This is a genomic window from Streptomyces davaonensis JCM 4913 (genome assembly GCF_000349325.1).
In the GTDB taxonomy this organism is placed as follows: domain Bacteria; phylum Actinomycetota; class Actinomycetes; order Streptomycetales; family Streptomycetaceae; genus Streptomyces; species Streptomyces davaonensis.
This window is the reverse complement of the sequence record NC_020504.1, coordinates 8,495,614-8,508,051: the sequence shown is the minus strand read 5'-3', so window position 1 is coordinate 8,508,051 and position 12,438 is coordinate 8,495,614. Positions and strand designations below refer to the sequence as shown.

General features: G+C 71.2%; 8 protein-coding genes. All 8 read right to left on the bottom strand.

The genetic code is table 11. The features are described 5' to 3' along the window. Positions 1-20: 20 nt before the first annotated feature. Genes BN159_RS37600 through BN159_RS37565 form a run of 8 tightly spaced genes read right to left on the bottom strand, consistent with a single transcriptional unit; the run spans position 21 to position 12,433 of the window. Complete coding sequence (locus BN159_RS37600) at positions 21-557, bottom strand: phage baseplate assembly protein V (protein ID WP_015662286.1); 537 nt, start codon at positions 555-557, stop codon at positions 21-23. Positions 558-583: 26 nt separating this feature from the next. Next, on the bottom strand, positions 584-1,723 hold the full coding sequence (locus BN159_RS37595) for a hypothetical protein (protein WP_015662285.1): 1,140 nt from the start codon (positions 1,721-1,723) through the stop codon (positions 584-586). Continuing rightward, on the bottom strand, positions 1,716-2,081 hold the full coding sequence (locus tag BN159_RS37590) for a type 2 periplasmic-binding domain-containing protein (RefSeq protein ID WP_015662284.1): 366 nt from the start codon (positions 2,079-2,081) through the stop codon (positions 1,716-1,718). The genes BN159_RS37595 and BN159_RS37590 overlap by 8 nt, the downstream gene beginning before the upstream one ends. Before the next feature lie 9 nt (positions 2,082-2,090). Next, on the bottom strand, positions 2,091-2,777 hold the full coding sequence (locus BN159_RS37585) for a hypothetical protein (protein WP_015662283.1): 687 nt from the start codon (positions 2,775-2,777) through the stop codon (positions 2,091-2,093). Then, the gene (locus BN159_RS37580; RefSeq protein WP_015662282.1) at positions 2,774-3,475 is read right to left on the bottom strand and encodes a hypothetical protein; all 702 of its coding nucleotides are present in this window, start codon (positions 3,473-3,475) and stop codon (positions 2,774-2,776) included. Before BN159_RS37580 ends, BN159_RS37585 begins: the two co-directional genes overlap by 4 nt. An 8-nt stretch (positions 3,476-3,483) precedes the next feature. After that, positions 3,484-10,227, bottom strand: coding sequence for an eCIS core domain-containing protein (locus BN159_RS37575; RefSeq protein WP_015662281.1), 6,744 nt, complete (start codon positions 10,225-10,227; stop codon positions 3,484-3,486). After that, positions 10,224-10,502, bottom strand: coding sequence for a hypothetical protein (locus tag BN159_RS37570; protein ID WP_015662280.1), 279 nt, complete (start codon positions 10,500-10,502; stop codon positions 10,224-10,226). The genes BN159_RS37575 and BN159_RS37570 overlap by 4 nt, the downstream gene beginning before the upstream one ends. Continuing rightward, positions 10,493-12,433: an ATP-binding protein gene (locus tag BN159_RS37565; RefSeq protein WP_015662279.1), complete on the bottom strand. Its 1,941-nt coding sequence runs from the start codon at positions 12,431-12,433 to the stop codon at positions 10,493-10,495. Before BN159_RS37565 ends, BN159_RS37570 begins: the two co-directional genes overlap by 10 nt. Positions 12,434-12,438: the final 5 nt, after the last annotated feature.

The window sequence follows — 12,438 nt, the reverse complement described above, 5'->3', positions numbered from 1 at the left end:
CTTGGTTCGTCCCCCGTCTTCTATCGCTTCGAGAGCACGGTCAACTGGCCCTCGTTGATGGTCACTTCACGGCCGCGCAGGATGACCTCGGCGCCCGCGCCGGTCGCGATGACCACGGCTTCCTGGGTGATGCGGATGTAGGCGCCGCCCTGGGCCTGGAGGAGGATCCCCTGCTCAGCGCCGGGCGTGTCGTTCAGGACGAGCTTGTGGTTCCCCGGTGTCTGCACGACGACCGGCTTGCTCGGTGAGTTCGCCTGGAGCTCGCGGCGCGCGTCGGGCGGCAGTTCCTCGGCGGCGCCGTACCAACAGCCCGTCCACACCGGGAAGCTGGGGTCGCCCTGCTCGAACTCCACCCACACGCCGGTGCCGGGCGGCGGCACCACGAACTGGCCGGCCTCGGGCCCGGTGAACGGCAGACAGGGCAGCGCCCAGGTGGACGGCTCGTCGCCGAGCACGTCCGGGACCTCGACGGTGATCCGGCCGATGCGCAGCGGATCGTCGTTGTCGACGACCCGGCCGCGGAACTTGCCGAGGTAGCGATTGCTGGGTGCCGCCATGCTTGTGCCTTCCGGGCTTGGGGCTTTCAGGGCCTTACGTAGTCGCTGCGGGCTTCGAGGCCCTCGCGGGAGAGCGTGAAGTTCTGCTGGTACGAGCCCGGGCGGAGGTTGTGGGTGACGGACTTGACGAAGTAGTCGCCGTCATAGGCGCGTCCGGCGCCGCGCACGCCGACGAGCCGGCGGGGGTGGAGGAGATAGCCGTGCCGGTTGACGTCGAGGGAGCCGGACCCGGAGACGACGTCGGCGGAGACCGCGGCACGGGCCAGCAACTCCGCCTCGGCCTGCTCGCGTTGCTGCTTGGCGGTGCCGGACAGCGTCCTGCGCTTCAGGGCCGGGGTCGGCCGCTTGCCGAGGGGCGGGCGCAGGGGGCTGATCGACGGCTGCGGGAGCAGGGCCGACTGCCGGGTCTCGGGGTTCTGCCAGCGGGCCTGCGGCTCCTCGCGGGCGGTGCCGTCGTAGGCGAACGTCAGCTGGTCCACGGTGGAGTGGGCGTCCATGTTGACGTTGAGGGCGTGCTGGCGGATGCCGAGGCGGACCTCGGGGCCCCAACGGGCGGAGGACTGGCCGGGGTTGGGTCCGGGCTCCAGGTAGAAGGTGTAGCCGTTGGCACGGGCGAGTTCGGTGACGTACTGGAGATCGGTGCCCGTCTGGTAGTGGACGCGCAGGTCCTGGTGCGGGGGCTGGGCGACCTTCTCGGTGTAGACGTCGGGCCGGACGCCGTAGTCGGAGTAGCGGCGCAGGATGGCGAGGACCCGCTCGGAGGGCGGCAGGTTGGGGTAGGAGGCGGTGCGCTCCTCCAGGTCCATCAGCAGCGTCAGGTCCTCGCCGGTGACGGTGAGGGTGGAGTGCCCCGGCCGGTTGCTGGCACCGACCTCATGGCGGACGATCAGCCCGTCGAAGAGCACCTCCGCGGTGCCCTTCACACTGACCGTGACGATGATCCGCGTCTTCGGGTCGAAGAACCCCTCGGGCAGCAGGCGCCGGCTGATGATGCCGTTCTTGGTGAGGTCGAAGGCCAGCTGGAAGCCGCTGCGTTCGCCCGCCGTTGCGGTGATCTGGGCGGTGAGCAGTGCCTCGGTGACCTCGGCGGGGACGGGCCGGGCGAGCTTGGGTCCCATGAGGAGGGTGAGATGGACGGGGCCCTGCCCCACGGGCTGATCAAACACGCCGGTCTCCGCGGGGGAATCCGCCGGTCAGCGGAATGCCGATGACCCGCCCGGGCTCGTCGGTCAACCCCTCGGGATCGAGTACGGGGTTGGCGTCGGCGATCTGCCACCACTGGGCGGGGTCGCCGAAGTAGCGCTGGCCCAGCAGATCGGGGCGCTCACCGGCGGCGACCGTGTGGCCCACCGTCTCGTCCTGGTCGAGCGGTGGCAGCAACCGGCGCTTGGTGTACCGGACTTCGGTGCCGTCGGGCTGCCGGTGGATGCCGATCTCGGCGTCGTGGTAGCGGCTGGTGCGGGGGTAGGGGTGGGCGCCGGGTATCGCGTCGAAGGCGTTCTCGTACGGCTCGGTGTCGGCCATGGGTGCGGCTCAGCCCCTTCCGCTGAAGACGTTGGTTCCGGCGAGCCCGAGCCCGCCCGTGCTGCCGCCCCGCGCGGCGGCGGCGAGCCGCTCCTTCTGCGCGAGATGGGCGAGGTAGAGGTCCGCGCCCCGGTGGCCGGCCGGGAGATCGCTGACGGTGAGGATCTTCAGGCCGATGGAGAGGGAGGCGCGGATCGGGTTGAGATTCACGTCGAACGCGGACTCGTTGACGGACAGTTCGGTGAGCCGTACCGGCATCACCCGCTTGCTGCCCCAGGTGAACAGGGTGAGCGGCATCTCGATCGGGCTGATCTCGATGGCACCCTTCTGCGACAGCTTGCTCGCGGCGCGCAGTTGGGCGGTGGTGGGCTGCACCAGCATCTCCAGCGTGGCGAGCTGCGGGTGGATCCCGTCGGGCGCGGCGATCTCGAACTGGTCGGTGGCGTCGATCTCGGCGGTGAACTTCCAGGTCTCCTGCGCGGGGCCCTTGAGCCGCAGGGCCTCGTTGCGGTCCCCGCTCCCGGTGCCACCGCCACCGGCGTCACCGCCGTCACCCGCAGACTGGGGGGCGACGCTGCGCTCCAGGGTGTCCGGGTTGAACTGGAGCACGATGACGCGTTGCGGGGCGCCGGTGTCGGGGTCGACGACGACTATGCCGGAGCGGATGGGCTTGGGGATGTCGGCGTAGCGGGTCACAGGCGCTCCTCGAGGCGGGTGCGGAGGTCTGTGTAGTCGTGGTGGGGGAAGAGGCGGGGGAAGACGTCGAGCATTTCGCTGAGTCCGTCCACGAGGGGGAAGAAGCCCTCACCGCTGAATTCCGGCGCACAGTACAGGTACTGCCAGCCGATCACGCCCTTGGTGACGAGCAGGGTCTCCACATAGGCCGGGTAGTCGAGCTCCATGGGCATGGCGCCCTGACGCATGTCGAAGAACCAGACCTCGGGGTCGGTCGTTCCTGGGGTCGCGCGCAGCAGCGACATGCGGCCGGAGCCGGTCTGGGGCGTGTCGTCGAAGATGCGCAGTTCGCTGTACAGGGCGCGCTCCTCGTCGTCCTCGCCCTTCCAGATCTTGTTCATGCGCTTGTTGACGAGTGCGCTCATGATGTGATTGAGCTTGAATTCCCCGACGAGGGGCGAATCGGGCCGCTGCGACCGCCAGGCCGCCTCGATCGCGCCGTACCGGAAGAAGTACTCCTGGATGCGCGGACCGAGCGGCAGACCGTCGGTCTCGGCGAGAGACTCGAACACGCTCTCCGCGACGTCCATGGCGTACAGCGTTTCTCCGAGCTGCGCTCGATACACGTCGAACTCGTCTGTCTCCCTGATCTCCTGGAGGACCGCGGCACAGCGTTCCTCGAAGGGATAGCGGAATTCGGCCTCACTGTTGTCCGTCATGGCACACCTCAACTCCAGCTCACTTCGCCGGCCTCGATCAATTTCTCGTAGTTCTCCACCATGACATCCAATCCGGCCAAGGAGATCTTGGTGCCCCTCGCGTACGCTTCCATGACACTTCTCAATTGAGCCTCGCCGCCGTCCCGCGTGAATCGGCCACCCTTTTTGATCATGTCCTTGCGTGCGTCGCGGAAGTGCTCGGCGAGATTCGGGTGCTTGTGTCCCAGGAGCCTGGCGTGAATGGCTGGGCTGCCGACCGAGTTGATGGCCAGGCGTGTCTTCTCGTTGTCGGCGATCGGGTCGGGGTCCTGGCTCCAGTTCTTCGTCTCGCCCTTCTCGCGCCAGTCCTCCCGGCTCTTTCCGGTGCCGCCGACCTTGTCGTAGCCGCCGAACTCGGCATGGATGCGGCTCGGCAGGTGCGGCCAGTCGGTGTGATTGAACTCGGCGCCGGAGTGATACCAGATGATGGTTTCCGTGCCCCCGATCGCCTGGTATGCCTTGTCCTCGATCTCTTCGCGAGCCTTGATGTTCGTTTCCGGACCGCGCGCCGGCACCAGGTTGTTTCCGGTGGCTCTGCCGCCGATCCGCTCGGGCAGCAGGTGCATGCGGACCCAGCGGGCGCCTTCGCTCAGCCCCCGTTCCGTCACATCGCCCCAGCCAGGCGGCTGAGCCGAGCCGGGGTCCTGGCCGCCGCCTCCGAAGACCGTCTTCGTCGGCGTGCCGATGAACTTGGACTGATGGCTCTCGGGCGGGCGCCGCTGGTCCTTGCGGAGCGAGATGTTGTGGAAGGGCTGGAGCAGTTCCGGGGGAACGTCGAAGTAGAGGCGATTGCGTGCCTGGTTGGCGAACTGCTTCATCTGGGCAGCGAGTTCCCGCTTGTTCTTCTCGGCCTCCCGCTTCCGTTTCACCTCGTCGGTCTGCGTGGGAATCCTCGCCTGGATGCCGAGGGCCGTCCGGTACTCCTGCTCGGCCGCCGACATGTACTCCTGCTGCTTCGCCCTGTCCTGCTTCGCCTCGGGCCGGTCGAGGTCCTTGCGCCAGGCCGCCATGAAGGGCGGCACTTCCTGGGGCGTGCTGTGGATGTACAGGGGTGCACGCGGGCCCCGGCCGTGGAACCGCAGGGTGTGGCGCTCGCCGTCGTCGGCGTCGGCGAACCGCACCTGCGGCAGGTCCACCGCCTCCTTGGTGTCGTCGCGCCGGTCCCGACGACGATCCCGACCCGGACGGCGCCTGCCGCGGTCGTCGCGCATGCGGTCCCGGCGCCTGCGCCAGCGGTCGCGCAGCCGGCGCAGCCGGTCGTTCAGGCGGCTGCCGAGCCTGCGGCGGGCCTTGCCGTAGAGCTTGCGGGCGGCTCGACGGGCCCTGTTGCGGGCCGACTTGAGTGTCTGGCGGGCGCGGCGGACCCGTCCGGGACGGTCGTCGCGGCGACGGTCGCGGTCCTTGTCGTCCCGGCGGCGGTCGTCGGTACGCCGGTCCGGGCGCGTGTCCTTGGCGTCGCGGTCACGATCACGCGTCCGGTCGCGGTCGTCCTTGCGCAGCGTGTCCCGGGCCGGTCCCCGGCGGGTGGGTGTGCCGGTGCGGTCGTCGCGGTCGTTGTCGCCGGTCCTGCGGTCCGCGTCGCGCGCCCGTCGGCGGGCCGCGTTCACGTCGCGGCCCTCCTCGCGGCGTTCGTCGTCGTCGCGGCGCTTCTTCGGGCGCGTGCCGTGCGCGGGCCGCCGCTTCTTCTCCGGGGAGGAGCGCTTGCCGGGGCGGGGCCTGGACGGCGGGCGGGACTTCTGGTCCGCGGACGGCTTGCGGGGGGCCGGGCGGTCGGTGGTCCGGTCCGTGTCGCGCGGGTCGTCGTCCTTGGGCCGGTCGTCCTTCGGCTTCTCGTCCTTGGGCCGGTCGTCCTTGGGCTTGTCGTTCTTCGGCTTGTCCGGCGCGTCCGACCCACCGGCGTCCGGCTTGTCCTTCTTCGTGCGGATCTTCTTCAGCATGTCGCCGAGCCGGTCCGCGACCTTGCCCATGAAGCGGCCGACGCCCTCGATGAGGAACGTGTAGATCAGCTCCAGCAGCGCCACGACACCGGCCGCGACCGCCTTCGCGAACGGGAGCGCGCCGTTGCCGCTCTTGACCGACTTCAGGAAGTCCATGAAGGCCCCGAAGGCGGCGAGGATCTCGCTGAGCGCGCCCCACGCCGTCTGGAGGGCGTCGATGATCGCCATCACCCAGCCGGCTCCGGGGATCAGCTTGGCGACGACCTTCTCCACGACCAGCACACCGATGATCACGGGGAGTTGGGGCACCGCCTCGTCCCAGGCCATCTGCGCCATCTGATCGACCGTCACACCGCCGTCGATCAGGGCCTGGAAGTCCTCCATCGGGATGCCGATGATCTCCTGGACCTTCTGGTCGAACCAGGCCTTGACCGCGGTCTTGACCTCGTTGAACAGATGCTCCTTGGCCCCCGTCTCGGCCGCGGCCCCCGCCTTGCTGATCCAGTCACCGGGGTCGGAGACGATGTCGTTGAAGATGGCCGCCCACTCGCCGAGCGCCGCGACGGCGGCGGCACCGAACTCCAGCGCGCCCACGGTGACGGTCTCGGCGATGTCGACGGCCGCCAGCAGCCCGGTCTCCAGCAGGTCGAGCCCGGCCAGCAGCGCCCCGCACAGCCCGTCGAGCAGCTTCCCGGCGACCTCCTTGAGCGCGTCGGCGAACTGGTTCACCTTCTCCACGGCCCAGTCGCGCGCGCCGTCGATGGTGTTGCGCCACTTGTCGCGCATCGCCGGGTAGTCGGCGAGGAGTTCGTCGCCGAGGGCGATCAGCGCGTCGGCGAAGGTGTTGATCTGGTCGATGACCCAGTTGCGGGCGTCGTCGATGAGCTTGAAGACCTGTTGCTTGAACTTGTCGATGAGGTCGGTGACGGCCTGGCGCGCCTTCTCGAAGATGCTCTTGATGGCGTTCTTGATGCCCTCGAAGAACTCCTTGAGCTTCTCGATCGCCTCTTCGAGCCAGTTGTCGGCGTCGTCCTTGCCCTCGTCCTGCTTCTTCTCCGCGTCCCGCTCGGCATTGGTCTGCTCGGTCTCGATCTTCTTGTTGTCGTCCTCGGTGCGCTTGTCTACGTCCTTGTCGGTGTCCTCCTCCTTCTTCTTGATGTCCTTGCGGACCTGGTCGTACTTCTTGCCCTTCTTGTCGTCGATCTCGCCGTTCTTGTCGTCCTGCTCCTTGCGCCACCGGTCGCGGGAGTCGGCGATGTCGGAGCGGCCCTTATTGCGGGCATCGGCCTGCTTCCTGCCGCTGGCGGTGACCTCGCGCTGGAGGTTGTCGTCGTAGTCCTTGCGGTCGTCCGCGGCCTTCTTGTCCTTGGCCTTGCGCTCCTGCCCCATCTTCTGGCGGCCGTCGGCGAACCCGGCCTGGATCTGCGGACCCCGGTCGTGCTCGGCCACCGCGGACGCGGACTCGATGGGCACGCCCCCGGACACCGACCGGGGCCCGCCCGACTTCGCCCCGCCCTTCCCGCCGGGCACCTTGCCGGTCAGCGTCTCCTTGGGGACGTCCGGGTAGATCTCGTCCTCGCCCATGGGCCGGGCCGCGTCCTCCCGGCCCGAGCGGTGCAGTTCGTTCTTCCGCTCGTCGAGGCGGCCGCTCTGCTCGTCGGTGCGCTGCGGGTCGGAGTCGTTCTCCAGCGGCAGCCGCGGGGCGTCGCCCACCTTGGCGCCGCGCAGGCCGTCGTCGTGCGTGGGCAGTCCGAGGATCGAGTCGATCAGGTCGTCGAGCGGCAGGATCTCCTTCAGGAGCTTGCCGAACAGCTGGGCGGCCACGGTGAGTCCGATGTCCCACCAGCTCGGCTCGGGCACGTTCGCACCCGGCACCTCGCCCTCCGGCTTCTGCTCGCCGGTGATCTCGGGCGTCTTTCCCGCGGCGGCCTCGGTGCGGGCCACCTTGGCGTTGGTGTACGCCCCTGGCGCGGCGGGCGTGGGGCCGCCGGGGACCGTGCGCGGGGAACCCGACGGACGCTGTGTCTTCGGCGGCGCCTTGCGAAGAGCCGTCCGCTCCTTGGCGACGGAACGGCCCACGGCACCGTCGACGCCCTTCAGCGTCTCCAGCATCTGGTGCGGTTTGAGTCCCGCCGCGGTCGACAGACCCGACTCGGGCGTGGCGTTGGAGACGTCCGGCGCGGGCGCCTCCTTCTTCGCCTTGGCCCCGCCCGCCGGGGCACCGCGGCCCCCGCCACGCCCGCCGCTGCGTACGGGGGCTGGCGCGGACGCCGTACGAGCGCCGCCTCCGCCGCCGCTCTTGCGCGCGGTCTTCGCGGCCTGCCGTGCCGCCTGCCGCTTGCCGCCCGTCGGCCGGGGGCGCGAGCCGGTGGCCGCCGGGGCCTGCGTGCCCTTGGGCGTGTTGGTCCGGGCCTCCGGTCCCGCGGACCGCGGAGCGGGGCCGTTGCCGGGCGCCAGATCGGGGGCGGCGGCCGGGCCCGGGGCGGACACCTTCTCCGGCCCGGTCACGGGCCCGGAGGACGTGGCATCGCCCTTGCCTTCAGTGACGCCGTTGCCTTCGAGGGCGGTCCGGCCGCCGGTAGTGTCCTGGCCGCTGGTGGAGCCTTGGTCCGCGCCCTGCTGCGCCGGCTTCGATGCGGGCTTCTCCGCAGGCTTCTCGGCGGCGTTGGTCCCACCCTTGTCCCCCGCCTTGTCCCCCGCTTTGTCCCCCGCCTTCTCGGAGCCCTTGTCGGCTCCCGTCTGCTGCCCCGCCGACTCCTTGGCCGTACCCGCGCTCGTGCCGCGGCTCCCGCCGTCCGCTCCGCTCTGCGCACCCGTCGCTTGAGTGCGCGCGTCCTCGTCGGCCTTGGCCAACTGCTCGGGCCCGGCCGCCTCTCCGGGCGCGGGTGCCGAGTCCGGTCCGGCGGCGCCGTCCGCGGCACGGGCCTCCTCGTCGCGCCGCGCGGCCTCGGCGTCCTCCTGGCGTTCCGGCGCCCCGTCGTTCTCCGCGCCGGTCCCCGCGACCGAGGCGGCCGTACCCGCCGCACCGGGCGCCGTCGGCAGCCCGGCCCCGCTGCTCCCCGCCGCCCCGTCCGGCGCGGTGTCCGGGTCCGCGGACATGAGTTCCGCCAGTTCCTGGGCGGCCCGGTCCTCGGACTCGTCCTCGTCCGTGCGTACGGCGGTGTCCGCGTCGGGCTCGGCCTGCACCGCCGCCTGGGCCTCGTCCGCGCCGGACGCGGAGCCCGCGAGCCCGAGGGCCGGCGCAAGGGGTGCGGACTTCTTGCGCCGCACGAACAGCCGAGGGTCGTTGGCGGTGCCGTCGTCGGTCGGGGCCTCCCCGTCGGCAGCGCGCCCGGTGGTTCCGTCGTCCCCGTCCGGCTCGGAATCCGTGTCGTCGAGCTCGGACTCCGTTTCCAGGCCCAACGGCTCGTCGTCGGCGTCCTGTTCGTTCTCCGGGTCGCCGACGGAACGGGCGGCGCGCGGGTCGTCGCCGGTGCGCGGCCGCTCCCCCGGCTCCGCGCCGGCGCGGTCCACCGGGGCGGGTGCCGGGGCCTGCCCGGCTGCCGTACCGGCCTGCTCCGGTTCCTCCTCGGCGGCCTGCTTCTCCGGTTCCTGGGCGGACTCCTCCGATGCGTCCTCCTCCTTCTCCTCCGCACGGTCCTGGTCCTGCTGCTCCCGCTTGGTGCCCGCCGCGTCCTTGCGTTCGTCCCCGGCGTCCTTCTGGGCATCGCGGCCTGAGGCGCTCCGTTCCGCCTCGCGATCCTGGGACCGCTCCTGCTGCTGCCCGGCCGACTGCTCGCGGACACGGGCAGGACCGTCCTGCCGCTCGCCCGAGGGCTCCTGGTCCTCGCTGTCGGGGCCTTGTCCTTCGGAGTCCTGCTCGTCCTCGGTCTCGCGGGTGTCCTCAGCTCCGGGCCGCTCCCCCTCGGCAGGCTCCCGCTCCTCGGGCTCCCGCTCGCCCTCGATCTCTTCAGCCCCACCGGGCACAGCCCCGGGCGCCGGAGCAGCGTCCAACGGCAGCGGACCCTGCTCGGTCTCCTCGACCAGGTCGAGCAACCGGTCCACGACAGGCGTCGGCAGACGTATCCCAAGCCGGTCCAGAACCACGTCCTGCACTTCCGGTGCCAGTTGCGCCAGTTGCAGCCGCACCCGCCCCGACCGGTCCTCCGGGTCCCCCCGCAGGGACCGCAGCAAGCCATTGGCCAGCCGGTCCACCAGGGTCGCGGGGTCCAGTTGCTCCATGCGGCGCCGGTCGGCGTCGACGGTGGCGTACCGGAGCCAGCCCGGGGTCGCCTGTCCCTCCGAGACCTCGGTCGCACCGGCCACCTCGGGCTGCCGTACGAGATCCTGGGCCGCCGTTTCCGCCTCCCGCTCGATGGCCTGTTGCGGGAGGCTCACCGCACCCAGTTCGCGGCCGGCGCGCAGGGTGCCGAGGCCGTGGGGGTTCTGGACGGTGTGCAGGAGTTCGTGGGCGAGCAGGCGCAGGCCCTCGTCGGTGCCAGGCTTGTAGGCGCCCTCGCCGAAGAAGACGTCCTGGCCTACCGCGACCGCGTCCGCGCCGAGCAAGTCGGTCAGCTGTCCGGCGTCGCGGCCCGTGTGCAGTCGTACCCGGCTCAGGTCGTGACCGAGGCGTTCCTCCAACTCCCGGCGGACGCCCGGGTCCAGGGGCTGTCCGGCGCCGCTGACCATGTTCTTGGGCTCGGGAGTACGGGACTTGGCGGCCCGTTCCTTGCGCTTACGGCGGCGCTGTTCTGCCGTCTGCTTGGAACCAGCCTCCTGCGCACGGGAGTTGCTCATCGGGTCACCTCCCCGTGTCCGCTGAGCCCTTCGTGCACCGCGCGGGCGAGTTCCTGGCCCAGGCGCCGGGCGGAGAGACCGGCGGGCAGCGGTGGCAGTCCGCTGAGCGCGTCGACGGTCACCGTGCCGTCCGCCGCCAGGGGGACGCCGTGGGCTCGGATCAGCCGGGACAGTTCGCTCTCGAAGGCGGCGGAGACCCGCTCGGGGTCGACTCGGAAGCCGGTCAGCGCCAACTCTCCTACGTTCACCCGGATCTCATTCGGCGTCACACCCATCCGCGCACCTCCGTCGGCGTCAGCGAGCGCTCCAGCTTCAGGTACTCGGTGCGGGCGGCGGCGAGCATGTGGCGCATCTGGAGCCGGTCGTCCTCCTCGGCGGCGAGGAAGGCTCCGGACAGGGCGATGTTGCGGATCGAGCCGCCGGCGACGGTGAGTTGGGCGAGGAGGGTGGGGTCCAGATCTTTGACGGGTGCTTGGGCCGGGATCACTCGCCGCCAGATCTCTGCGCGCTCGTCTTCCGCCGGGAAGGGGAAGTCCACCACGAAGCGGATCCGGCGCATGAAGGCCGTGTCCAGGGCCTTCTTCATGTTGGTGGTCAGGATGGCCAGGCCGCGGTAGGCCTCCATCCGCATCAGCAGATAGCTGACCTCCAGGTTGGCGTACCGGTCATGGCTGTCCTTGACCTCGCTGCGCTTGCCGAACAGCGCGTCGGCCTCGTCGAACAGGAGCAGCGCGCCCCCGCGTTCGGCGGCGTCGAAGACGCGGCGGAGGTTCTTCTCGGTCTCGCCGATGTATTTGCTGACCACCTGGGAGAGGTCGATCACGAAGAGGTCCAGGCCGAGTTCCCGTGCCATCACTTCGGCGGCCAGGGTCTTGCCGGTGCCGGAGCCGCCGGCGAACATCGCGGTGACGCCGAGGCCGCGGCGCAGGGTGGCGGCGAATCCCCACTCCTGGTGGACGGTGGCCCGCTGCCGGACGTGCGCGACGATCTCCCGCAGCACACTGGTCTGGCGTTCGTGCAGGACCAGGTCGTCCCAGCCGGCCTGCGGTTCGATCCTCCGGCCGAGCTCGTCCATGCCGACGCGAGCCTCCTCGAGACCGGCGCGCCAGGCGAGTTGGGCGGCGTCGAGGCGGTCCTCGAAGGGCAGGCGGCGGCGCACGGTGGCGGCGGCTGAGCGTACGACGTGCGGGGAGAGCTGGAACTGGGCGATCAGGGAGCGCAGTTCGGTGTCGTCGAGGTCGGCGACCGGCTGGAACGCGTCTGCCCAGAGCGTGAGTTGCTCCTCGCCGTCCAGTCTCGGCACCGAAACCCGGGCCGCGTGGGCGCGGTCGGTGCGCAGTGGGTCCTCGCTGGACACCGCGACGGGTACGGCGGCCGCGGACAGGAACGCCTCGGTGGCCGCCCGCTGGTCGCGGTCCAGGTCGCCCGCCGCCACCAGGAGCGCGGCGGGCAGCAGGATCGCCTCGCGCTGCCAGAGGCGGGCGAGGGCGTCGCGTTCGGCGGGGTCCGCCGGGATGTCCTCGGCGGCGGCGGTGTAGAGGCCGAGCCCTGCGCGGGCGGCAGCGGCGGCGGCGATGTCCGCCCGGCTGCGCGGATCGCCGCCGGTGATCTCGACGACCGGCGGGGTGTCAGGGCCGGTGACGGTGGTCCAGCCCTCGGCGACCCGGCTCGCGGCCAGGTCGTACGAGGAGGGCAGCCGGTCCGGGACGGGAGTGCGGCGCAGTAGGCCGTGCAGGCGGGCGTCCAGATACGGGGAGCCGAGCAGGAAGTGCAGGATGCGTTCGTCGAGGCGCAGCCGAGTGGTGGTCAGGCGGGCGGTGTCGTCCAGTTCGACGATTCGCCAACGGCGCAGCGGCGCTACGGGGGTGAGGGCGCTCCAGTGCGGTTCAGGCAGCGCGGCCAGCGCGAGGGAGAAGGTGGGGTACGTCCGTTCGGGGTCGCCGCCGGCTGCTGCGCAGCGGGCCGCGGTCGTGGGCTCCAACTCCTGGGCGGCGGCGAGGAGTACGACGTCCCGTTCGAAGGAGGTGAGCCCGAAGCAGGTGACGAGCGCGTCCAGGGGGGCAGTGCCGGGGCCACTGGGCGCGGGGGTGCGCTCCGGTGTCTCCGGCGGGACCGTCGTGCCCGCCGCGTGGGCGTCGACGCGGGCCAGTACGCGCCGGATCTCCGTGGTCAGTGACGGGCTCTCGGCCCCTGTGTCCGTCGTCATGTGCT